Origin of the sequence: Mesorhizobium sp. M1399, assembly GCF_040317735.1 — a bacterium.
GTDB lineage: Bacteria > Pseudomonadota > Alphaproteobacteria > Rhizobiales > Rhizobiaceae > Mesorhizobium.
In genome coordinates this window covers 461,252-482,630 of the sequence record NZ_JAMYKZ010000001.1, presented here as the reverse complement: position 1 = coordinate 482,630, position 21,379 = coordinate 461,252, and the positions used below count along the sequence as shown (strand labels likewise).

At 63.9% G+C, this 21,379-nt stretch carries 21 protein-coding genes and 1 pseudogene; 9 read left to right on the top strand and 13 right to left on the bottom strand.

The annotated features are described in order from the left end of the window. Nucleotides 1–29: 29 nt before the first annotated feature. Both NKH05_RS02370 and NKH05_RS02365 read right to left on the bottom strand, forming a co-directional pair. Nucleotides 30–959 carry a DnaJ C-terminal domain-containing protein gene (locus NKH05_RS02370; RefSeq protein WP_352788398.1) on the bottom strand — a complete coding sequence of 310 codons (930 nt, stop codon included), beginning with the start codon at nt 957–959 and terminating at the stop codon, nt 30–32. Between the two features lie 103 nt (nt 960–1,062). After that, nucleotides 1,063–1,524, bottom strand: coding sequence for an RT0821/Lpp0805 family surface protein (locus NKH05_RS02365; RefSeq protein ID WP_352588994.1), 462 nt, complete (start codon nt 1,522–1,524; stop codon nt 1,063–1,065). Between the two features lie 39 nt (nt 1,525–1,563). Between NKH05_RS02365 and pdxH the strand changes: the two genes are divergently transcribed. The 4 genes and pseudogenes from pdxH to NKH05_RS02350 all read left to right on the top strand — a co-directional run bounded on the left by pdxH (nt 1,564) and on the right by NKH05_RS02350 (nt 3,146). Continuing rightward, nucleotides 1,564–2,181, top strand: a complete 618-nt coding sequence (pdxH, locus tag NKH05_RS02360) for a pyridoxamine 5'-phosphate oxidase (protein ID WP_292663882.1) — start codon at nt 1,564–1,566, stop codon at nt 2,179–2,181. Nucleotides 2,182–2,208: 27 nt separating this feature from the next. Beyond that, nucleotides 2,209–2,381: pseudogene (locus tag NKH05_RS33070) on the top strand (CopG family ribbon-helix-helix protein); the annotation flags it as partial. 31 nt (nt 2,382–2,412) lie between these two features. Next, nucleotides 2,413–2,775: a type II toxin-antitoxin system RelE/ParE family toxin gene (locus NKH05_RS02355; protein WP_352547692.1), complete on the top strand. Its 363-nt coding sequence runs from the start codon at nt 2,413–2,415 to the stop codon at nt 2,773–2,775. A 71-nt stretch (nt 2,776–2,846) separates the two neighbouring features. Next, nucleotides 2,847–3,146, top strand: coding sequence for a hypothetical protein (locus tag NKH05_RS02350; protein ID WP_023716881.1), 300 nt, complete (start codon nt 2,847–2,849; stop codon nt 3,144–3,146). A 72-nt stretch (nt 3,147–3,218) separates the two neighbouring features. On the opposite strand, the gene NKH05_RS02345 is transcribed toward NKH05_RS02350, so the two are convergent. Together NKH05_RS02345 and NKH05_RS02340 are read right to left on the bottom strand one after the other, a co-directional pair. Beyond that, nucleotides 3,219–3,971 carry a crotonase/enoyl-CoA hydratase family protein gene (locus tag NKH05_RS02345; protein WP_352788402.1) on the bottom strand — a complete coding sequence of 251 codons (753 nt, stop codon included), beginning with the start codon at nt 3,969–3,971 and terminating at the stop codon, nt 3,219–3,221. Between the two features lie 36 nt (nt 3,972–4,007). After that, nucleotides 4,008–5,771: an acyl-CoA dehydrogenase family protein gene (locus tag NKH05_RS02340; protein WP_352895013.1), complete on the bottom strand. Its 1,764-nt coding sequence runs from the start codon at nt 5,769–5,771 to the stop codon at nt 4,008–4,010. Nucleotides 5,772–6,325: 554 nt separating this feature from the next. Here NKH05_RS02340 and NKH05_RS02330 point away from each other — a divergent pair. Continuing rightward, the gene (locus NKH05_RS02330; protein WP_502898258.1) at nt 6,326–7,486 is read left to right on the top strand and encodes a glycoside hydrolase family 25 protein; all 1,161 of its coding nucleotides are present in this window, start codon (nt 6,326–6,328) and stop codon (nt 7,484–7,486) included. Between the two features lie 21 nt (nt 7,487–7,507). Here NKH05_RS02330 and purD read toward each other — a convergent pair whose 3' ends face one another. Then, entirely contained in the window at nt 7,508–8,785 is a 1,278-nt protein-coding gene (gene purD, locus NKH05_RS02325) for a phosphoribosylamine--glycine ligase (protein ID WP_352547529.1), read from the bottom strand. Between the two features lie 156 nt (nt 8,786–8,941). Between purD and ubiA the strand changes: the two genes are divergently transcribed. After that, a complete protein-coding gene (gene ubiA / locus NKH05_RS02320; protein WP_352588985.1) occupies nt 8,942–9,925 on the top strand; it encodes a 4-hydroxybenzoate octaprenyltransferase in 984 nt (327 codons plus the stop codon). A gap of 171 nt (nt 9,926–10,096) precedes the next feature. Here ubiA and NKH05_RS02315 read toward each other — a convergent pair whose 3' ends face one another. The 3 genes from NKH05_RS02315 to NKH05_RS02305 form a co-directional block, all read right to left on the bottom strand. Beyond that, nucleotides 10,097–10,663 carry a DUF6101 family protein gene (locus tag NKH05_RS02315; RefSeq protein WP_352483727.1) on the bottom strand — a complete coding sequence of 189 codons (567 nt, stop codon included), beginning with the start codon at nt 10,661–10,663 and terminating at the stop codon, nt 10,097–10,099. A gap of 185 nt (nt 10,664–10,848) precedes the next feature. Then, nucleotides 10,849–12,279: an FAD-binding oxidoreductase gene (locus NKH05_RS02310; protein ID WP_352483728.1), complete on the bottom strand. Its 1,431-nt coding sequence runs from the start codon at nt 12,277–12,279 to the stop codon at nt 10,849–10,851. Between the two features lie 18 nt (nt 12,280–12,297). After that, nucleotides 12,298–13,278: an L-threonylcarbamoyladenylate synthase gene (locus NKH05_RS02305; RefSeq protein ID WP_352483729.1), complete on the bottom strand. Its 981-nt coding sequence runs from the start codon at nt 13,276–13,278 to the stop codon at nt 12,298–12,300. 159 nt (nt 13,279–13,437) lie between these two features. On the opposite strand from NKH05_RS02305, the gene NKH05_RS02300 reads away from it, so the two are divergent. Next, nucleotides 13,438–13,881 (top strand): hypothetical protein, encoded by a 444-nt coding sequence (locus NKH05_RS02300; protein ID WP_352965341.1) that lies wholly within the window; start codon nt 13,438–13,440, stop codon nt 13,879–13,881. Nucleotides 13,882–13,964: 83 nt separating this feature from the next. On the opposite strand, the gene NKH05_RS02295 is transcribed toward NKH05_RS02300, so the two are convergent. Next, nucleotides 13,965–14,297, bottom strand: a complete 333-nt coding sequence (locus NKH05_RS02295; RefSeq protein WP_352965343.1) for an ATPase (modular protein) — start codon at nt 14,295–14,297, stop codon at nt 13,965–13,967. Between the two features lie 107 nt (nt 14,298–14,404). Beyond that, on the bottom strand, nt 14,405–16,993 hold the full coding sequence (gene glyS / locus NKH05_RS02290; RefSeq protein WP_353024980.1) for a glycine--tRNA ligase subunit beta: 2,589 nt from the start codon (nt 16,991–16,993) through the stop codon (nt 14,405–14,407). A gap of 277 nt (nt 16,994–17,270) precedes the next feature. Here glyS and NKH05_RS02285 point away from each other — a divergent pair, with 277 nt between their 5' ends. Beyond that, nucleotides 17,271–17,444, top strand: a complete 174-nt coding sequence (locus NKH05_RS02285) for a hypothetical protein (RefSeq protein WP_023716871.1) — start codon at nt 17,271–17,273, stop codon at nt 17,442–17,444. Here NKH05_RS02285 and NKH05_RS02280 read toward each other — a convergent pair. Together NKH05_RS02280 and NKH05_RS02275 are read right to left on the bottom strand one after the other, a co-directional pair. After that, nucleotides 17,441–18,385, bottom strand: a complete 945-nt coding sequence (locus NKH05_RS02280; RefSeq protein WP_023716870.1) for a glycine--tRNA ligase subunit alpha — start codon at nt 18,383–18,385, stop codon at nt 17,441–17,443. The genes NKH05_RS02285 and NKH05_RS02280 overlap by 4 nt on opposite strands. 64 nt (nt 18,386–18,449) lie before the next feature. Continuing rightward, complete coding sequence (locus NKH05_RS02275; protein WP_023716869.1) at nt 18,450–20,225, bottom strand: tetratricopeptide repeat protein; 1,776 nt, start codon at nt 20,223–20,225, stop codon at nt 18,450–18,452. A gap of 323 nt (nt 20,226–20,548) precedes the next feature. On the opposite strand from NKH05_RS02275, the gene NKH05_RS02270 reads away from it, so the two are divergent. Beyond that, nucleotides 20,549–20,671 (top strand): hypothetical protein, encoded by a 123-nt coding sequence (locus tag NKH05_RS02270; protein WP_352483732.1) that lies wholly within the window; start codon nt 20,549–20,551, stop codon nt 20,669–20,671. An 18-nt stretch (nt 20,672–20,689) separates the two neighbouring features. Here the strand turns inward: NKH05_RS02270 and NKH05_RS02265 are convergent, their stop codons facing one another. Further along, nucleotides 20,690–21,295 carry a TetR/AcrR family transcriptional regulator gene (locus tag NKH05_RS02265; RefSeq protein ID WP_352965346.1) on the bottom strand — a complete coding sequence of 202 codons (606 nt, stop codon included), beginning with the start codon at nt 21,293–21,295 and terminating at the stop codon, nt 20,690–20,692. Nucleotides 21,296–21,379: the final 84 nt, after the last annotated feature.

The following is a 21,379-nucleotide window of genomic DNA, read 5'->3' as shown; positions in this document are numbered from 1 at the left end:
GTGGTCGGCTAGCCCCAGTTCGGCTTCCGTCAGCCCTTTCGCCTGCCCATCAGCGCCTCGAGCTCGGCGTCGCCGCCTTCCGGCAGCATCAGCCGCACATGCGCGTAGAGATCAGCGTGACCGCCGGCTTTTTCCGGCAGGCCCCTGCCCTTCAGCCGCAGAACCTTGTCCGAGCTTGACCAAGGGGGAACATTGACCGCAATCCTGCCGGTCGGAGTTTCGACCGCCACCTTGGCGCCATGCACCGCATCGGCCAGTTCCACCGGCAGGTCGACATGCAGGTCGCGGCCCTCGACGCGGTAGCGCGGGTGCCGGCGAAAGCGGATCTTGACCAGTGCATCGCCCGGCTGCCCCGGCCCTTGCTCGCCCTGGCCTTTCAGGCGGATGGTCTGGCCGTCCTCGACATAGGCCGGCAACTTGACCGCCATCTTGCGGCCGTCGGGGAACATCGCCGTCACCTTCTCCGCGGTGGCGGCTTCCTCGATGGTGACGTCCAGCGTCACGTTGAGATCGGCGGCGGTCGGGGCCTGACGGCGGCCGCCCGCGCCGGCGCCGCGCTGCTGGGTGAAAGCATCGCCGAAGATCTGGCTGAAGATGTCGCTGTTGCCGTCGAACGGATCGCCGCCGGGACGGCCCGTGCGGAATTCGAAATGCGCGCCGCCCGGCCCTTGCTGCCGGCGGAAACCGGCGAAAGGATCGGCGCCGCCGGCCGCGCCTTCGAAACCCTGGAAACGCGGTTTGCCGTCGGCGTCGATCTCGCCGCGATCGAAAGCCGCCCGGTTCTTCTCGTCGCCGACAATCTCGTACGCCTGGTTGGCGGCGGCAAAACGGTCCTTCGCCTTGGGATCATCCGGATTCTGGTCTGGATGATACTTCTTGGCGAGCTTCCGGTACGCCGATTTTATATCCTTGGCCGATGCGTTCTTGGCAACGCCCAGCACCTCATAGGGGTCGCGCATGCTTACTGCCCTGGAGAAGGAGTGAGTCCACGATTTGCTACCCCTATATGCGCTCGCATAGGAAGAAATTCCAGTGGCTTGCCACCATATGGCTGGCGGAAAATCAGAGCGCCTTGAAGTCCTGCATTCGCCAGGCGCTGCCGCCGGCCAGGCATACTTCGCCCTTGAACAGCACGACGCCGTCGAAGCTTTCGCGTGACGCGGTGAAGCGACGGCATGTCTCGCCGTTAGCCCTGAATTCCGCCAGTTCGGTGATGGAGCCGCGCGAGCCGGTGTCGGCATTCGCCCAGGGAACGGCCTGCCCGGCCAGTTGCTCGACGTCGGCGGAGGACACGGCGTTGCGGATCGTGGCCTGGTCGGAGGCGCGGTCCTGATCGAGCGACGTGACTGGGGCCGGCGTGCTCGAGGTCAGCACCGAGCGGTCGACCTCCGCCTGCTCGAGGCTGAAGCCGCCGCCGCCACACGCGGCAAGCGGCAGGACGATTATCACGATCATGGCTTTGGCGCTGGCCGAAGCGATAACGTTCCATTGCCCACTGTCAAAAGCTTGCGCGATACGCGACAATCGGCAATCTCCCCAGCCGGCGACAAATTTGGGAAAACTATGAGCGAAACCGGGTTAACAAGCGGTGACTTTACCGAGGCGGCGGAGCCGTTCCGGCTTTTTGCGGCGTGGCTCGACGATGCGACGAAGAGCGAGATCAACGACCCCAACAGCGTGGCTCTGGCGACGGTCGATGCCGAGGGCATGCCGAATGTGCGCATGGTGCTGCTCAAGGGCTTCGATGAGGGCGGCTTCGTCTTCTACACGAACTTCGAGAGCGCCAAGGGCCGTGAGATCCTGGGCAGCATGAAAGCGGCAATGTGCTTCCACTGGAAATCGCTGCGCCGGCAGGTGCGGGCGCGCGGCCCGGTGGAGATCGTCACCGACGCCGAAGCCGATGCCTATTACGCGACCCGCCCGCGCGGCAGCCGCATCGGCGCCTGGGCCTCCAAACAGTCGCGGCCGCTGGAAAGCCGCTTCGCGCTGGAAAAGGCGGTCGCCGAATATACGGCGCGCCACGCTATCGGCGACATCCCGCGGCCAAAACACTGGTCGGGCTTCCGCATCGTGCCCCAGACCATCGAGTTCTGGCACGACCGTCCGTTCCGGCTGCACGACCGTGTCGTCTTTTCGCGCAACGCCGAGGGCGGCTGGGACAAGGTGAGGCTTTATCCGTAGGGGACGATGCCGCGCTGTTTCAATCGCAGGAGTGACTCCTATGTGGCTGCGCAGGCCATCGAGGATTTTGTAGCCCGTGAGGAATGGCAACTCGCCGAAATAGAGGCAGGATTGGCTGAAGCTCGCGCGGCGATTTTGCCAGTGCCGGCGAGGTAGAGGCTGTTGTCGGGAAATACGTCAAGTCGACCCGCCAGGCATAAGCCACAGTCAATCCGCTAAACCGAGCGGGCGCTGCGGCGGCTTGATGAAATCGGCGCGCATGGCGAGAAAGACAATCCCGAGGCCGCCGCGAGAGTCATTGCGCGCATCGTAACGGCGGCGGGACATCTCGCCGAACAACCGCGATGGGGCGTGTCGGGCGCATCAAGGGGACACGGGAACTCGTCTTGGTCGAAGCCGTATATCATCCCTCATCGCGTCGACGGCGAGACTGTCGAAATCCTCACCGTCATGCACGCCGCCCAGCGGTGGCTTAGGCCTTGTAAGTCGCTCGGCACCCAGGTCAGGCCATACCGCCTGCGCCGAACCACCCGGAACTCCCGGGCTCCAGAGACCTGGCGCTTCCGATCTCACTTCACGATCTCGTGTGCGTGAAACGTTCCAGCTTGCGGGGACGAACCAGGGAAGGGCTCAACGCGCCGCTGGCGCAAATTCAGGAGGACGCAATGCATTCACTCAGGTTGGTCACGATAGCCGGTCTTGCCGGCCTTTTCGCTTCGCAAGCCTTTGCGGAGGACGCGATGGGGACAATGACGGTGATGAAGGGTGGCGAGGTCATGGCGATCATGCCCGATGGGCATATGGGCACCATGATGCCCGACGCGAAGATGAGCGCCGAAATGATGAAAATGGCGAAACCGATCAAGCATTGCATGATGTTGATGACCGACGCCAAAGGCAAGACATTCATGATCGACACGTCTTCGGCAAAGGCCCAGGCCGAATGTAAAAAAATGGCGATGTGACAAAGAGAGCATGGCGAGAAAACCCGCCGATTGCTGCCGGCGGGTCCACGATGCGAGACAAGGCCAGAAGGTCTAGGCCTTTTTCCTGGTCAAGAAGGCGGTCAAGGCGGCGCGGGCTTCATCGGATTTGAGCCGCTCGCGGAAATGCTGGCTTTCCTGGCCGATGCGCTCGACAAGGTCTTCGCGCGAGCCGCGCATCAGGTCTCGCGCGATCCTCAGCGCTTGCGGCGGCTTGGCCGCGATCTGGCCCGCCGCCGCCAATACCGATGCTTCGAGTGCGTCTTCCTCGACCACCTCGTAGATCAGCCCGGCGGCCTTCGCCCGCTCGGCCGAAAAGCCCTCGCCAAGGCCAAGCAGCGCGAAAGCGCCCTGCCGGCCGAGGATCTGCGGTGCCAGCAGGCTCGAACCGGCCTCCGGCACAAGGCCGAGATCGACGAAGGGCGTCCGGAATATTGTGCGCGGCGTGGCGAACGTCAGGTCGCAATGCAGGTTGAGCGTGGTGCCGATGCCGACCGCAATCCCGTCGACGCCGGAAACCATGGGCTTCTCCGCTTTGGCCAGCGCCATCAGGAAATCCCAGACTTCGGTACCGCTTTCGCCGCCCGAGGCGACGACCATGAAATCGGCAAGGTCGTTGCCGGACGAGAAGGCGCCGGGCGCGCCGAGAAAGACATGGACGCGGATCGCCGGATCGGCGTCGCCGCCGGCAAGAGCCGCCGACATCGTCGCGTACATGGCGCGGGTCAGGGCGTTCTTCTTGTCCGGACGGTTCATGCGGATGATCTGGATGGCACCCTGGCGTTCGACGAGGATGTGGTCTGTCACGGATTGGTCCTTTGTGAATTTCGGGCGTTGCGAACGTCAGGCTGAAATCAGCGCTTTGCCGGCAACGCCAAGGCTGTCGGCGCCGCCGATGACGCGCTCCTTCAGCGCGCCCACCTCGCCCAGCAGGTTCTCGGCGAAGAACCGGCAAAGCGCGATGCGGTTTTGGTCGGCAAGCGCACCGCGCGCCAGATAGGCGCTGCCAGCGGCAAGCGAGATCAGCCTGAGATAAGGTGTGGCGCCGGCCAGCGCCTCGTCCGAACGGCCTTCGGCCTGCAGGTCTTGCAGGAAACGGGTTGCCTGGGAGAGGTCGTCGAGCGCCTGGTCGAGCCGATCGGCGGTGCGGCCGAAGCCTTCAAGGTTCGACGCTCGCACCGCATCGGCGACGGCCTTGAGCTCGGCGATGTAGCCATGCACATGCTGGCCGCCGCCGAGCGGCAGTTTGCGCGTCACCAGATCGATTGCCTGGATGCCATTGGTGCCTTCGTAAATGGGCGCAATGCGTGCGTCGCGATAAAGCGCTGCAGCCCCCGTCTCCTCGATGAACCCCATGCCGCCATGCACCTGAAGCCCAAGCGAGGCGACCTCGACGCCGACATCGGTGGAAAACGCCTTAGCCAGCGGCGTCAAAAGATTGGCGCGTTCCTGCCAGTGCTTTGCATCCTCGCTCGCGGACGCGAGATCGATGGCGTGGGCGCAGGAATAGCAGATGGCGCGGGCAATCTGGGTCAGCGCCTTCATAGTCAGAAGACTGCGCTGGATGTCGGGGTGATGCACGATCGGCGCCATGCCGGCACCGCGATAGCTTGCCGCCTTGCCTTGCCGGCGATCATTGGCGTAGGCCAGCGCCTTCTGCGTCGCCGCCTCGGCGACCGCGACGCCCTGGATGCCGACGGCAAGACGCGCATTGTTCATCATGGTGAACATGCAGGCGAGGCCTTTGTTCTCCTCGCCGACCAGCCAGCCAATCGCGCCGGGCGTGCTGCCTTCGAAGCCATCGCCATAGATCATGGTGCAGGTCGGCGAAGCGTGGATGCCCAATTTGTGCTCCAGCGCGGAGCAGAAGACGTCATTGCGCCCGCCCAGCGCGCCATCGTCGCCAACCAGGAATTTCGGCACCAGGAACAGCGAAAGGCCACGCGTGCCGGCCGGCGCGTCCGGCAGCCGCGCCAGCACCAGATGGATGATGTTGTCGGTGAAATCGTGCTCGCCATAGGTAATGAAGATCTTTTGCCCGAAGATGCGGTAGGTGCCGTCGCCGGCCGGCTCGGCACGGGTTCGCAAGGCATTCAGGTCCGAGCCGGCCTGCGGCTCGGTCAGGTTCATAGTGCCCATCCATTCGCCAGAGACCAGCTTTTCCAGATATTTGGCCTTGAGCGCTTGCGAGCCGTGCTTGTCGAGTGCTTCGACCGCACCCATGGTCAGCGTCGGAGCGATGCCGAACGCCATTGAGGCGGAGTTCCACATTTCGAGCGCGGCGGCGCCGAGCATGGCCGGCAGCGCCTGGCCGCCATACGCTTCCGGCGCGGACAGCGCGTTCCAGCCGCCATCTATCCAGCGGCGATAAAGTTCCTTCCAGCCGGTTGGCGTGGTGACGGCAGCGCCGTTGAGCACCGCGCCTTGCCGGTCGCCGATCTCATAGAGCGGCGCCACCTCCTCACTGGCGAAACGGCCGGCCTCGGCCAGAATGGCGTCGACGAGGTCTTCGCCGAGTTCGCCAAAGGTGCCGGCATCGAGCGCCGCCTTCAAGCCGGCGACATGCTTCAGGGTGAAGGCGATTTCCTCGACCGGTGCCCGATACATGGCGCTCGCTTCTCCTCAGCCTGGCTCTCCTCAGTCCGGCAGGCCAAGTTAAGACCCGTGCCGGCGCAAAATCATCTGCTTTCGGAGTTCCCTGTCCATCTTCTTTTTACGTAAACGTCAAACTTTGTCACGTGGATTTTGCAATTGCCACGACGCAGGCTAAATTCGCCAAGATAGAGCAGAATACCGAAATAGGATTGCCTCGTGCTCGCAGACTTGACGCCCATCGCTGCATCGAATGCGCCTGCTTTGGCGGGCGGCCGGTTTTTGCTATCATGAAGGTAAGGTCGAGAACGGCGCAGCCTATTGGTCGGATCGCGGCACATTGTGCTCACCACCATGCTCGCTGACCCCTCATCGCAAACGCGAGGCCGAGGGAACGCTGTCGCAAGTGCCGGCGCTCAATCCGTTTCATATCCCCTCTCGCCAGTGACAACCATCAAGACCATCGACGGAGAAGCTGTCCGAGCCGTGGCATCCGCGGGCCGCGATCGAAAGCATTTCCTTAACCATGGCGGTTCAGGATCTGGCTTTGGCCAGCAAGGACCTGCTGTTTGAAAACGCCGGCGCACCCCCTTGTCCGCTCAGCGCTTCTCCTTGTCGCGGCCGCGATAACCCTGGCGCTGACGCCGGCAAGGGCCTCGGATTTCTCCGAACCGTGGAAGGATGCGGACCGGGCGCTGGTCGTCGACGCCTACGAATACAATTCCATTGACTGGACCCGGCTAGCTGCCGACAAGCGTCTTGTCGGCTTCATCAACAAGGCATCCGACGGAATGCCGCCACCCTATTTCTGTTTCGGCGACGAGACCGAGATGCGTCTGTGCAAGACGCTTTGGAAGCGCCATGCGATGGCACAGGAGCTGTTCCAGACGCGCAAGGTGGTGGCCAAGGCGCTGGGCCTGAAATGGGGTGCCTATCATCTCGCCCGCCCTGGCAACCCCGTGGGACAGGCCAATAATTTCATCAATTTCGTGAAACCCGGGCCGGATGACCTGCTTGCCCTCGACATCGAGGACGATGATCCCACCCAATGGATGTCGCTCGAGGATGCCGAGGAATTCGTGCGCCATGTGCATCGTCGGGTTGGCCGCTTTCCGGTGCTCTACACCAACGGCACGACCGCCAGGCATATCGCCGACAATAAGTATAAATACCCGCTCCTGTCCCGGTTGCCGCTGTGGTACGCGCGTTATAAGCCAGACATCGATGTGCATTTTCCGATGGGCAACTGGCAGGGCTATGCGCTCTGGCAGTTTTCGGCGCGAGCAAATTGCGGCCGGTTCCGCTGTCCCTACAGGGTTGCGGGCACGCCCAACGATATCGATGTCAGCGTCGCGCCGATGAACGCGACGGAATTGCGCGCACAGTGGCCGTTCGGCGGCCTGATCGACGTGCAGCCGGATTATCTCGCCTCGATACCGGTGCCGCTCTCACGCGAGGCGGGGCTCGCCGGCACTGCCATGACCTATGCCACAGTGGCAGCACCCGCGAGCCTCGAGCAACTGGTCGCGGTATTCAGGACGCGCTTGGCCAGGTTCAGCAGCGGCTTTCAAATGCCTGCGGCGAAGGCGGCGCCGAGCCTTCCGCGCGGGATTGCCGAATATGTTGCCTGGACGCGAAACGAAGAGCGCCTGGCATCGGTGTCTGGAATTGCCCCCACCGCCGATGCGGTCAGCAGCGTCTCGACCGTATTCGGCCGCGGCCTGCGCTGAGGCTGAGGGCCGCCTGAAGCGTCAGTTCGCCTGCTCGCGCGCCACCGCCAGCCAGCCAATGTCGCGGCGGCAAAAGCCTTGCGGCCAGTCGATCCGGTCGAGCGCGGCGTAAGCCTTCTTCTGCGCCTCGCCGACGGTGCGGCCGGTCGCCGTGACGTTGAGCACGCGACCGCCATTGGCGACGAGTGCGCCGCCGTTGATGGCGGTGCCGGCGTGAAAAATCTCGACGCCGTCGCCTGCCGCTGCCTCGACGCCGCGAATGACCGAGCCCTTTTCCGGCGTGCCGGGATAACCCCTGGCTGCCATCACCACGGTGAGCGCCGCCTCGTCGCGCCAGCGCACCGAGGTGTGCGCCAGCTGGCCGTCGGCGGCGGCGTTGAGTAGGACCAGGAGATCGTCCTTCAGCCGCATCATCAGCACCTGGCATTCCGGGTCGCCGAAACGGGTGTTGTATTCGATCAGCTTCGGCCCGCTGTCTGATATCATCAGCCCGGCGAACAGCACGCCGGAAAACGGCGCGCCTGTTTCAGCCATGCCGCGCATGGTCGGCTCGACGATCTCGCGCATGGTGCGGTCGATCATCTCCGGCGTCATCACCGGCGCCGGCGAATAGGCGCCCATGCCGCCGGTGTTGGGGCCGGTGTCGCCGTCACTGAGGCGCTTATGATCCTGCGCGGTGCCGAAGGGCAGCGCGGTGATGCCGTCGCAAAGGCAGAAGAAGCTTGCCTCTTCGCCGCTGAGAAACTCCTCGACCACCACTTCGGCGCCGGCCTGGCCGAAGGAGCCGTCGAAACAGGCGTCGAGCGCGGCCAGCGCCTCGTCAAGCGTCATGGCGACGGTGACGCCCTTGCCGGCAGCGAGGCCGTCGGCCTTGATGACGATCGGCGCACCCATTCTCTCGACATAGGCCTTGGCCGAAGCCAGATCGCCGAAGCGGCCATAGGCGGCGGTCGGGATGCCGTATTTGGCGCAGAGGTCCTTGGTGAACCCCTTCGAGCCTTCCAGCCGTGCCGCTGCCTTTGACGGGCCGAAGACGCGGATGCCCTCGGCGCGAAGGTCGTCGGCAATGCCGGCGACCAGCGGCCCTTCCGGGCCGACCACGACGAGGTCTATTTCTTTCTCGCGGCAAAACCGGACCACCGCTGCATGATCCGAAACATCGAGCCTCACCAACTCGGCTTCGCCGCCGATGCCCGGATTGCCGGGCGCCGCGTAGAGTTTGGTCAGCAGCGGCGACGCCGCCATCTTCCAGGCCAACGCATGTTCTCGTCCGCCGGAGCCGATCAGCAAAACACGCATGCCTGGATTCCTTGCCCGTTCCGATCAGGACTGCGCTATTGCGCCCCGGGCGGCGGGTCAAGACATTTGGCTGTCCGCGGCGGCGATTCCGCGCCGCGAGCGGATCCGGCCTGCTTGACGCTTGACGGCATTCGCCTCTGCTGCCACTCCAGCAAAATGGAAACCGTCCAGTCGAAAGCGGCCCAGGGCCGCGTCGCCGATGCGCCGAGCGGCCACTGGGTCTATCGCGCGCTGCCGCGGGGGTTGTGGCCCTATGCGCAGCTTGCCCGATGGGACCGGCCGATCGGCTGGCAATTGCTGCTGTGGCCATGCTGGTGGTCGGCTGCACTTGCCGCGAGCGCCTATCCGCGTCCGACGGACCCGCTGCTCTCGCTGCTGCCGTCGCCGTGGTATCTGCTGCTGTTTTTTCTTGGCGCGTTCGCCATGCGTGGCGCCGGCTGCACCTACAACGACCTGGTCGACGAGGACATCGACAACCAGGTGGAACGCACACGCTCGCGGCCGCTGCCGGCCGGCAAGGTTACGCGCCGGCAGGCCTGGATGTTTGTTGTCTTGCAGGCACTGGTCGGCCTCGCCGTGCTTTTGCAGTTCAACAGCTTGGCCATCTTGCTCGGCATCGGCTCGCTGGTCATCGTCGCCATCTACCCGTTCATGAAGCGGTACACCAATTGGCCGCAACTGGTTCTCGGTCTTGCCTTTTCCTGGGGGGCGCTGATGGGATGGGCGGTCGAGTTCGGCGATCTCGATGGGCCGGCAATCATGCTCTATATCGGCTCGATCCTGTGGGTGATCGGCTATGACACGATCTATGCGCATCAGGACAAGGAGGACGACGCCATCGTCGGCGTGCGCTCGACGGCGCGCCTGTTCGGCGACAACACCAAGGCCTGGCTTGCCGGACTTTATGGCGGAGCGCTGGTCTGCTTCGCCATTGCTTTCGCCTCGGCGCAGGCACCGGTGCCGGCGCTCGCCGGGCTGATTGCCGCCGGCGCCCATCTGGCGCGGCAGATCGGCGTGCTCGACATCGACGATCCGGACCAGTGCCTGAGGCTGTTCAGATCGAACAACCAGGTCGGCTGGCTGATCTTCCTCGGCCTGATCGGCGGCGCGGTCTGGGTGGCGCTGAAGCCGCTGGTTTAGGAGCCTTTTCCCTTCTCCCTTGTGGGAGAAGGTGGATTGGCGCGTAGCGCCAAGACGGTTGAGGGATGTTGGAAGAAATGAGGCGTTGGCGTTCCCTGGAACACCCCTCATCCGACCGAGCTCCGCTCGGCCACCTTCTCCCACAGGGGGAGAAGGAAGAGGCGCTCAGGCCTATTCCCGCGAAATAAGCTCCTCGCCGCCGATGACCAGCCTGAGGCCGAGGTCGCCGGCGCGGCGGCGGGCGAGGAAGCGCGGGCGGCGCATGGTCGAGACGCGACCCTTGCGGCGGTCCTGCGCCGGCAGCGCCTTGATGGCGGCGCCGAGCGATTCTTCCAGCGTCCGAGCAATGCCGTCGGCCTCGATCAGCAGCATCGGCAGACGGTAGGCGTCGGCCCAGGCGCGCCAGTCGGCGGCGACGTCGTCTAGATCGTCGGCGACCAGCAGCGGCACCGACAGCATCGGGTCGTTGTGCAGAAGCTCAAGCGTCACTGTGACATTGCCATCCGGATCCTCCATCGCGCGCGCGGCGACGCCGCGAAACGCGTTGGCGGGCAGAGCGATGATCGCCGGCACGCCGCTGATCTCCAGCGTGCGGCGGATAACCGCGCCGCGCTGATCGATGGTGAAGGTAACGTCGCCATAGTCGTCGCGCGTGGCGTAGCTCACCACCTGCGGCAGGCGGAATGGGTCGAGGCGCATATTGCGCCCGGCCCAGACTGGCTTCAGTCCAGTGTTCATATCGTGCCTTTCCTGTTTCTCCTGAGAGCCGGTGTTTCCGGATCTCCGGGCCGGTTTTCCCAGCCTCGTTGTGGAGAAACATTAGCGCGAGCTTCTTATCCTCGCGCTTAAGAAAGTCGGTTAAATTTTGCTGATCCGAGGCGGATGGTTATCGGAATACGAACCGGCGCGGGCCGGCGAAAGGATCAGATAACCTTACCGGGATTCATGATGCCGGCGGGATCGAAAGCGGCCTTCACCCTGCGCATCAGCTCGATCGCCATCGGCGGCGCCGTCGCGATCAATTCGTCCCGCTTCAACTGGCCGATGCCGTGCTCGGCCGAGATCGAGCCATGAAACGAGCGCACGACGTCGTGCACGGCCTTGTTCATGACGTGGTAAAGGCCGAGAAACGCCTCGTCGTCACCGTCGACCGGCCGGGAAATGTTGTAGTGCAGATTGCCGTCGCCCATGTGGCCGAAGCAGACGACGCGTGCGCCGGGACTGACCGATTGCACGGCGCCGGCGGCCTTTTCGATGAAGGGCGGGATCGACGCCACCGGCACCGAGATGTCGTGCTTGATCGAGGCACCTTCGGGTCTCTGCGCCTCGGGCAGCACTTCGCGGAAATTCCAGAACGCATCGCCCTGGGTGATGCTTGACGCGATCACCGCATCGCCGACGATCCCTTGCTCGAGGCCTGCCTCCAGCACCTCTTCGATCAGCGCCCGTGCATCCTCGGCCGAGCGGCCCGACGAGATCTGCATCAGCACATACCACGGCCAATCGCCGGCCAGCGGCCGCACTACGCCTTGTGCGTGGGCAAGCGTGAAGTCGTAAGGCCTCTGGCCGATCAGCTCGAAGGCGGTGAGCGCTGCCCCTGCACGGTCCATCGCGAGGCTGAACAGCGACAGTGCCGCCTCCGGCGATGACAGGCCGGCAAACGCCACCTCGCGCCCCTTGGGCTTGGGGAAAAGCTTGAGCACGGCGGCGGTGATGATGCCGAGCGTACCCTCGGCGCCGACGAACAGGTCCTTCAGATCATAACCGGTATTGTCCTTCTTCAGCTTGCGCAGATCGTCGAACACTTCGCCGGTCGGCAGCACCACTTCGACGCCGAGGCAGAGTTCGCGCGCATTGCCGTAGGCAAGCACGCCGGTGCCACCGGCGTTGGAAGAGAGATTGCCGCCGATCTGGCAGGAGCCTTGCGCGGCAAGCGACAGCGGAAACAGCCGGTCGGCGGCATCGGCCGCTTCCTGCAGCGTCTGCAGGATGACGCCGGTTTCGACCGTCACCGTGTTGGACAGGGTATCGATCTCACGGATGCGGTTTAGCCGCGACAGCGACAGCACGATCTCGCGGCCGGACGCGTCCGGCACCTGGGCGCCGACCAGCCCGGTGTTGCCGCTTTGCGGTACAATCGGCGTGCCCGTTTCGCTCGCCAGCCGCATGATGCGGCTGACCTCCTCGACGGTCCCCGGCCTCAGCACCAGCGCCGTCCTGCCGTGCCAAAGTCCGCGCCGCTCGGCGAGGTAAGGCGTGATGTCCTGCTGGTCGCGCAGCGCATATTTGTCGCCGACGATTGTCACAAAGCGCGCGATGACGGCAGGATCGAGGTCGGGGGAAATGTCGTTCATGGGTGGAAACTATGGTGCTCAATCCATCTTGTCACGAGGGGCGATCTTGTCACGCGGGGCGGCGGCGCGCGAAAGCCTGTCGTTGATCGCCTCGCCCAGCCCTTCGAACGGGATCGGCTCGACGGCGATGGTTTTGGCGCCGCTGCCATCGAGATCCTGCAGATGAGCGAAGAGATTGCTTGCTGCCTCGCGCAGGTCGCCGGTCTCCGACAAATTGCGCAGTGCGGCTGCATCGCGCCAGCCCTCGGCACGGCGGCGGCCGAAGGCCAGCAAGGCTTCGCCTGTGGCGACCTTGCCGGCATTGAGCCGCACCGCCGCACCCGGAGCGTAATGCGAGGCGAGCATGCCGGGCGCCTCGATGCCCGAAGCGCCGCGCAGCAACTTTGTCCCGGCCACTGCTTCGATCTCTTCGGCGGCAATGCCGCCCGGTCGCAGCAGCCGCAGCTTTCCGGCTTCGACCTTGAGGATCGTCGATTCCAGCCCGACCCGCGTCGCGCCGCCATCGACGATGAGCTTGATCCGGGGACCGAGGTCGGCGGCCACGGCCTCGGCCGTGGTGGCGCTGATCCTGCCCGAGGAATTGGCGCTGGGCGCCGCAAGCGCGCGGCCGAACCTGGCGATCAGCTCGCCGCCAAAGCCTTTCGGCATGCGCAGCGCGATGGTGTCCAGACCGGCGGTGACCAGCGGATGAATGCCGTTGCCGGGCCGCTGCGGGAGAACCAGCGTCAGCGGTCCCGGCCAGAATGCCTGCGCCAATCTTTCCGACAGCGGATCGAACAGCGCGATGCGCTCGGCCATCGTCGGATCGGCTATATGGGCGATCAGCGGGTTGAAGCGCGGGCGACCCTTGGCTTCGAAGATACGAGCCACGGCAACGCCATTGGTCGCGTCGCCGGCCAGCCCATAGACGGTCTCGGTCGGTATGGCGACGACGTCGCCGCTTTCGAGCAGCGCCAACGCCCTTTCCATCGCCTCGCCGACGGTACGAATTTCAGCCACTGTCGTCACCTCACGGATGCGGGTGCCTAATACGGCGACGCCGGGCGAGCAAGCCCAGGCGTTGGCGAATCGCAAATCGCTAAAATGCTATGTTTCCCCGCAAGCCGGCATCAACTGCCCTCGGCTAGGGTGCCGTCTTCTTGGGCAAGGGGAACTATCATGCTTTCGATGCGTATCCTTGGTGCGCTTGGTCTGGCGGTTATGGCCGGCACGGCACAGGCCTCGTCGCTGGTTTTTCTCGGGCAGACGACGGCGACGCCTTCGGTGGTCGGTACGGTGGCCAGTCCCGGCTCGGTCGAGCGGACGAAAACACCGTCGATCGTCGCGCTTGGCGAGAAGCTGCCTGACGTCAATGGAAACGTCACCGATGAAAAGGTCGCGGCAATCCCGAGCCAGCCGAGCCATGGCTTCACCGGAAGCCCGATGATCATTCGCGGCGGTATCGTCGGCGATGCCTTTGCAAGGCCCGCGCCCAAAACCGCGCCGGCCACCGCTGCAACGCCCTCTGCGGTCAGCAAGGCCGATCCAAAGATCGCCAGCAAAAACCCCGAGCCCGCAGCGCCGCAGCCTGCGCCGCTAGCAGCTCCCGACCAGCCTAAATAGCGCCTGAAGCAGCGCCGGAACCAGGGCGGCGCGGAAGCGCCGCCCTGGTTCATGGACTGAAGCGGCGTAAAGCGCCTGAAATCTCAGGCTGCTTGTTCTTCGTCCGCGTCGTCGGCGTCGTCTGATTCTTCTTCGTCGTCGTCAGCGTCTTTTTCGCCGGCACTTTCGGCCTTCACGCTGTCGTCGTCGTCTTCCTCGTCATCTTCATCGTCGTCTTCTTCTTCGTCGTCGGAGAGGGTAGCCGACTTATCGTCTTCAGCAGCTTCCCCGTCGGTGTCTTCATCGTCGCCGTCCTCATCGTCCGACAGATCGGCAGCCTCGACCACGACGGCAGCGGCCTCGTCGAGCATCGTTTCGGAGGTGGGTTCAAGCGTCTCGGTCTCTTCTGTCACTTCGATGTCGTGAGCGGAATTCATGGAAGCCTCCGTGGGTTGGGAACATGTCCCTTTTGCCACGCGGAGATCATCGGCATATGACTGTAAGCCGGCTCGAATGGCTGGTAAGCGATGATTTTTCGCGGATGTCAGCCGGCTATCTTGGAGAAATCCGCGACCCGGTCGGTCGCTGCACGGATGCGGGCGAGCAATGCCAGGCGATTGGCGCGCACCGCCTGGTCGTCATCGTTTACGAGGACTTTCTCAAAGAATGAATCAACCGGCTCGCGCAACACGCTAAGCGCCAGCATGGCGGCGGAAAATTCTTCGTTTTGAATTGCTTCGCCGGCTTGCCTCTCAGCCTGATTCACCGCAGCAAACAAGGCTTTCTCCGCGTCCTCCCGGAATAGAGCCGGCTCAACGCTGCTTGCGATCGCCGTCGCCTTCTTCTCTTCGGCAGCGACGATGTTGGCCGCACGCTTGGTGCCGGCAAGCAGGTTCTTGCCGTCCTCGGTATCGAGGAATGAGCCGAGCGCTTCGACGCGGCGGACGATTTGCAGCAGGTCGTCGTTTTGGCCAATCTCCCCCCTTGTGGGGGAGATGCCCGGCAGGGCAGAGGGGGGCGCCTCGCGCCGAGAGGCCGGCGGGACAGCGCCCCCCTCTGTCGGCTGCGCCGACATCTCCCCCACGAGGGGGGAGATCGGGCGCGAACCCGCCGCCAGCACCGCGTCGATTAGATCGTGCCGCGCACCCTGGTCGCGGAGATAGACTTTGAGGCGATCGTGGAAGAAGGAGAGGAGGTTGTTGATCTCTCGCTGCTGCCTTTCTCCGGAACGTTCAAAGGTGTTGTTTGAGATTGCGGAATCGCGTTCGATGACGAGATCGGTAAGCGAATCTCCTCCGAGTTGCTGCTCTAGCTCCGCAGCAATTTCGAACTGTCGGTCGAGTTTGGGATCGCGTATGTGACCTGCAATATCTTCGGACGCGATATTGGCCACAGATTTCAGGGACAACCTAATCCCGTTCTCAATCAGTATCCTCGTTACCCCCAGCGCCGCTCTCCGCAGCGCATAGGGGTCCTTCGATCCGGTCGGTTTTTCGTCGATCGCCCAGAACCCGACCAGCGTATCGAGCTTGTCGGCGAGCGCCACGGCGATCGATACCGGATCAGTCGGCACGCGATCTGACGGCCCCTGCGGCTTGTAGTGCTCCTCGATCGCAGCGGCGACCGACGGATGCTCGCGTTGCAGCAGGGCGTATTTGCGACCCATGGCGCCCTGCAGTTCCGGGAATTCGCCAACCACCTCGGTGGTGAGATCGGCCTTGGCGAGGACGGCAGCGCGACGCGCCAGCGCGGTAATCTCCCCCCTTGAGGGGGAGATGTCGCCGAAGGCGACAGAGGGGATCGGTGCGTCCTGACGCGACTCTCTCTTGTGGACCGAGGATGCCGGCGCTTCACGCGAAGCGACCCCCTCTGGCCTGCCGGCCATCTCCCCCTCAAGGGGGGAGATTGCGCGCACCACGATTGGTGCCAGTTCTTCGGCCAAGCGCGCAATCCGCTCCACCCGCTCGCCCTGCGTGCCGAGCTTGGCATGAAACGTCACATTGAGATGGTCGAGGCGGGCCATGCGCTGGTCGAGCGGCTTGTTGAGGTCAAGCCCGAACTTTTCCGCCGATGCCTGCAACTGGTCGAGATCCGGCAGGTCGCCCTGGTCGGTCTTCCAGAAATAGAGCGCGTCGGACAGGCGGGCGCGCACCACCTTGCCGTTGCCATGGGCGATCTCCTTGCCGCCATCCTTGGCCTCGACATTGGCGGTCAGGATGAAGCGGTTGGAGAGCTCTTCGCCCGCGCCATGCGGCCGCGTCACAAAACACTTCTGGTTGGCGCGGATGGTGAGCCGGATCACCTCGGCCGGAATGGCCAGAAAATCCTGCTCGAATTCGCCCATCAGCACGACGGGCCATTCGACCAGGCCCGACACTTCCTCCAGCAGCCCCTCGTCCTCGACGAGGTCGAGCCCGCTGGCGAAGGCGAGGTTCCTGGCATCGGCAAGAATGATCTCCTTGCGTCGGTCGGCATCGAGCACGACCTTGGCCGCTTCAAGCTTGGCGACGTAATCGTCAAAGCGGCGCACCGTGATGGCGCCCGGCGCATGAAAACGGTGGCCGTAGGTGACGTTGCCTGAGCGGATACCGTCGATCTCGAAATCGACCACCACCGGCTCCTCGGTTTCCGGGCCGAAGGTGCACAGGATCGATTGCAGCGGCCGCACCCAGCGCAGCGACGCGGGCTTGGCCGACGCCGGCCCCCAGCGCATCGATTTCGGCCAGGGGAAGTTGCGGATGATGCCCGGCACCAGCTCGGCGATGATCTGCTCCGCCGACCTGCCCGGCCTGGAAATATGGGCGACATAGAAGTCGCCCTTCTTCGGATCGGAATGGACATGCGCCTCGGCAATCGAGGCAAGGCCGGCCTTGCGCAGAAAACCTTGCACCGCCTGCTCGGGCGCCTTGGTCGAGGGGCCCTTGATCTCCTCGCTGATGTCCTTCGAGCGGGCGGTCAGGCCGCGGATGTCGAGCGCCAACCGACGCGGCGTCCAATATTCGCGCGCCGCCTCATAGGTCAGCCCGGCTTCGACCAGACCGTCGGTCAAAAGCTTCCTGAGATCGCCGGCCGCCTTGCGCTGCATGCGAGCGGGGATTTCTTCGGAACGAAGTTCTAGAAGTAGGTCAGGCATTGAAAGAGCTCACGCGACAAAAAACAGCCGCCGCTTCGCGGCGTCCTCCCCCATCGAGGCGGAGGTAAGCGGGGCATAGCAACTCGGTCGGCTGCTGTCACCCTTCCCAGCAAGATCGGGCCAGCACGATCAAGGCGTCCAGCGGCGATTTCCGAAAAAATTCAGCCTCCTGTCGGACACGCGCCGGTCCGCCCGTCCTTGGATCAAAGATTTCCATGAACCGAACGCAGCGCTGAAGCGACCAACGCTCAGGCAGAGAGCTATTGGCTGAACGACCATGAAAACGGCATCGACATTCCTGCAGATCCTCGCGCTCAGCGCCTGTTTTACAGCGCAGGTGCACGGTGCCTTCTCGATGCCCGGCGTCCGGCAGGCGCTGCGGACAATAGCCGGTGCAAGCGGCCAAGGCACGTTGCCAATCAGCGCCCCTGTCGAAATCGCCTGGAGCTAAGCCGCCATTCCACCCGCCTGCGTCAGCAGAAACGCCTCGCCGCAGGCTTTGGCCAGATTGCGCACCCGCAAGATGTAGCTCTGGCGCTCGGTGACGGAAATGACGCCGCGTGCGTCGAGCAGGTTGAAGACATGGCTGGCCTTGATGCACTGGTCGTAGGCGGGGAATACCATCCTGTGCATCGCCAGATTGTCGTTCGACGCCGGCGCGCCGGCTTGTAGCAGCGCCTTGCACTCGGCCTCGGCGTCTTCGAAATGCCTGAGCAGCATCACCGTGTTGGCGAATTCGAAATTGTGGCGCGAATATTCCTGCTCGGCCTGCAGGAAGACGTCGCCATAGGTCACCTTGTCGGCGCCTTCGCGGCCGTTGAAGTTGAGGTCGTAGACATTGTCGACGCCCTGCACATACATGGCCAGCCGTTCCAGCCCGTAAGTGAGCTCACCCGCCACCGGCGCGCATTCGATGCCGCAGACCTGCTGGAAATAGGTGAACTGCGACACCTCCATGCCGTCGCACCAGCACTCCCAGCCCAGTCCCCAGGCGCCCAGTGTCGGGCTTTCCCAGTCGTCCTCGACGAAGCGGATGTCGTGCAGCAGCGGATCGATGCCGATCGCGGCCAGCGAGCCGAGGTAAAGCTCCTGCAAATTGGGCGGATTGGGCTTCAGGATCACCTGGTATTGGTAATAATGCTGCAGCCGGTTCGGATTTTCGCCATAGCGGCCGTCCTTGGGGCGGCGCGAGGGCTGGACATAGGCCGCGTTCCAGCGTTTTGGGCCGAGCGCGCGCAATGTCGTTGCCGGATGAAAGGTACCGGCGCCGACTTCCATGTCGTAAGGCTGGAGGACGACGCAGCCATAGTCCGCCCAATAATTATGCAAGGTCAGGATCAGCCCCTGGAACGAGCGGCTGGGATGCGTGTGGGCAGGGATGTCAACGGTCACGGCGGCCTCCGGCGGGATGCGGCACCTCGTAGAGTGCCGCTCCGCGACCGTCAAGGCGATGGGGTCACCCCTTCGGGGCGGGCGCCGGCTCGGGCTTTACGTTCGGGGTTTCCTGCGCCGTGTTGGATTCGATCGGCGGCAGGCCCTTCATCAGCTTTTGCTGCAAGGCGGCAAGCACGTCCGGGTCCGGCTTCAGGTCGCGGGCCTGGTTCCACTGGAAGGTGGCTTCCAGCTTGCGGCCAACGCGCCAGTAGGCGTCGCCGAGGTGATCGTTGAGCACCGGATCCTCCGGCTTCAACGAAACGGCGCGTTCCATTTCGCGCACAGCGTCGTCGAACTGGCCAAGGCGATAATAGGCCCAGCCCAGCGAATCGACGATGTAGCCGTCGCTCGGCCTCAGGTCGACGGCCTTCTGGATCATCGCGAGGCCTTCCTTGAGGTTCATGTCCTTGTCGACCCAGGAATAGCCGAGATAGTTCAAAACCTGCGGCTGGTCGGGGTAGAGCTCCAGCGCCTTGCGGAAATTCGGCTCGGCCTTCGGCCATTCCTTCAGCCGCTCATAGGCGATGCCGCGCTGGTAGAAGATGTTCCAGTTGACGGCGGTCGGCGTCTTCAGCACCTCGACCGCCTTGTCATAAAGATTGGCGGCGGAGCGGAAATCCTCCTTCGAGGAATAGACCCCGCCGAGCGCCAGATAGGCGCGCATGTCGTCGGGATGCGCATCGACGATGGCCTTGAGGTGGGTGATCGCCTCGTCGTTGCGGTCGAGATCGGCAAGGTTGAGGCCGAGCTGCAGGTCCGAAAGCTCCTTCAGCGGCGAACCGGCGGGAATGCGGCGATAGAGCGCGATGGCGCCCTCGCCGTCCTTCAACTGCTCGGCAACGGCGGCAAGCTGAACGAGCGCCGCGTCATTGTCGGGCCGCAGCGCCAGCGCATATTGCAGATAAAGCCGCACGAACGGCTCGCCGCCGCCGCGGTTGAGCGCGGTGGCGAGATCGAGCAGGATTTCCGAGGCGCCGTCCGACGGGCCGGCAGCGAAGGGTTGGATCCTTTCGCCCTTGTTGATCTTGTCGCGAAGGGCTGCAATCTCGACCTTGCCGGGCGCAAATGTCTCGGCCTGGTCGAGCACCGACAGCGCCTTGGCCTTGTCGCCCTTACGGGCGAGGAAAGAGGCGTAGGCCTGCGCGTTGCGCATCCATGTTTCGGGGGCGGCACCGCCGGCGGCCGTGTCCTGCAGGGTGGCGGTGTAGAGCGCATCCGCCCTGTCGGGCAGGCCGGAGGCGTCGGCAATCAAGGCACGGTGGAAGGACTTGAACAGGCCGAACCAGTCGGGGCCCTGCAGCTTGTCGATGGAAGCCATGGCCTCGCCGGCGTCACCCGCACCCTGCTTGGCCCAGCCGGTCATGACGCCGGAAATCAGCCGGTCGAGATCGGATTCGAGCGACAGCTTGAGCCAGTATTCGGCCTTGGAGAAATCCTTCTTGTGGAAGGAATCGATGGCCAGCGCCAGGCGCGAGAAGCGCTCGACATCGGGAACCGCCTTGAGCTTGTCGGCGTAGACCAGGGACTCATCGAAGCGCCCCTGTGCGATCAGCGACAGCATCAGGCTCTGCTGCAGTCCCGTATCGTTCGGATCGAAGGCAAGCGCCTGCTTGTAGTAGGAGACGGCGCTGTCGAGGTCGTTGTCGCCTTCGGCAATCCGGGCGGCGAGATAGGCCCCCGAGAAGGATGTGATCCTGACCGGCTCTGCGGTCTGTTTGGCATGGACCGGCAGAGCCGAGATCGCCATGCCCGTCGCGATTGCCAGCCCCGTCAGCCAGCGCGCATATCCTTGCCGCATCATATCCCTTTCAGCCAAACGCCATCTCCGCGTCAGCGGGATCGCCGTAGACTCGATCTTTACAGGTAAAGCATGGCCTTTTTGGGGTCGTGCTTCAACCCGGCCCGAATTCACAATCGGGTCAAGCAATTAATAAACCATGCCGAAAGGGCCTGAACTGCGACCCTTGACCGCGTGGCGTCCGCTTTGGCGCTGCCTGCGCGTCGCTATTTGCCCGATGCCGTAAGCGATCCATAAGCGCCATCGGTTGAAAGCTTCCGCCATGCAACTTTGCGTGGCAGGATGAGATTTCAATTCTTGCTTCGCCAGCCATGGGGGCGCCGATGCTGGAAGTGCCGCGCGACGAAGAAGCCTTCGCCATCTCGATCGTATCTACGAAGCAGCGTTCGCCGCCGCCGACGCCGGAGGTCAATCCCAGAAGGGCCGCCGAACAAGCCGGTAAGTGAGGCGTCACGGCCCGGAACTCAGGACATTTGCGAAAGCCTTGCGTCGAGCGCCTGCATGGCGACGGTGACAAGATCGTGCAGCCGTTTTTTCGGAATGCCGTCGCGTGCCTGCACCGAAAGGCCGTGCATCAGCGTGGCATAATAATCGCCCAACGCCGCGGCGTCGGTGGCCGGCTTCAATTCGCCATCGCGCACGGCCTTTTTCAATCGCTCGACGATCGATGCGGTACGTGCCAGCCGGTGCTCCGCCAGCCATTGCAGCACGGCGTCATTTTCGACGGCGCAATTGGTCGCGGCCGTCACCACCATGCAGCCCTGCGGCCGCCCCGGCCGCGTATAGATTTCGACGGCGTCGCGAAGCATGCGCTCGATGACGCGCCGGACGTTTGGTTCTTCCTGCAGCGCGCGCGTGGCGAAGCCGCCCTCATTGGCTTCGTAAAGCGCCACCGCTTCGCGAAACAGGTCCTCCTTCGAGCCGAAGGCGGCATAGATGCGCGCCGATGCGAGGCCAAGCGCCGATACGAGATCGGCCATCGAGGTGCCCTCGTAGCCGCGTCTCCAAAAGGCGTCGCGGGCTTTCTCAAGCGCCTGGTCGCGGTCGAATTCCCTTGGCCTGCCTGCCATGGCGGTCTCCAATTTTTGTCGATCAACAAATAATCCGCTTGACTTCGGATTGCAAATCTCAATTCTTTGTCGATCATTAAATAA

Bases quoted from the DNA above. Each gene is read 5' to 3' on its own strand.
- NKH05_RS02300 (WP_352965341.1), top strand. From the start codon at position 13,438: ATGCTTTCGATGCGTATCCTTGGTGCGCTTGGTCTGGCGGTTATGGCC.
- NKH05_RS02275 (WP_023716869.1), bottom strand. From the start codon at position 20,225: ATGCGGCAAGGATATGCGCGCTGGCTGACGGGGCTGGCAATCGCGACG.
- NKH05_RS02295 (WP_352965343.1), bottom strand. From the start codon at position 14,297: ATGAATTCCGCTCACGACATCGAAGTGACAGAAGAGACCGAGACGCTT.
- pdxH (WP_292663882.1), top strand. From the start codon at position 1,564: ATGAGCGAAACCGGGTTAACAAGCGGTGACTTTACCGAGGCGGCGGAG.
- NKH05_RS02370 (WP_352788398.1), bottom strand. From the start codon at position 959: ATGCGCGACCCCTATGAGGTGCTGGGCGTTGCCAAGAACGCATCGGCC.
- NKH05_RS02285 (WP_023716871.1), top strand. From the start codon at position 17,271: ATGAAAACGGCATCGACATTCCTGCAGATCCTCGCGCTCAGCGCCTGT.
- NKH05_RS02315 (WP_352483727.1), bottom strand. From the start codon at position 10,663: ATGAACACTGGACTGAAGCCAGTCTGGGCCGGGCGCAATATGCGCCTC.
- ubiA (WP_352588985.1), top strand. From the start codon at position 8,942: ATGGAAACCGTCCAGTCGAAAGCGGCCCAGGGCCGCGTCGCCGATGCG.
- NKH05_RS02350 (WP_023716881.1), top strand. From the start codon at position 2,847: ATGCATTCACTCAGGTTGGTCACGATAGCCGGTCTTGCCGGCCTTTTC.
- NKH05_RS02265 (WP_352965346.1), bottom strand. From the start codon at position 21,295: ATGGCAGGCAGGCCAAGGGAATTCGACCGCGACCAGGCGCTTGAGAAA.
- NKH05_RS02310 (WP_352483728.1), bottom strand. From the start codon at position 12,279: ATGAACGACATTTCCCCCGACCTCGATCCTGCCGTCATCGCGCGCTTT.
- glyS (WP_353024980.1), bottom strand. From the start codon at position 16,993: ATGCCTGACCTACTTCTAGAACTTCGTTCCGAAGAAATCCCCGCTCGC.
- purD (WP_352547529.1), bottom strand. From the start codon at position 8,785: ATGCGTGTTTTGCTGATCGGCTCCGGCGGACGAGAACATGCGTTGGCC.
- NKH05_RS02270 (WP_352483732.1), top strand. From the start codon at position 20,549: ATGCTGGAAGTGCCGCGCGACGAAGAAGCCTTCGCCATCTCGATCGTA.
- NKH05_RS02340 (WP_352895013.1), bottom strand. From the start codon at position 5,771: ATGTATCGGGCACCGGTCGAGGAAATCGCCTTCACCCTGAAGCATGTC.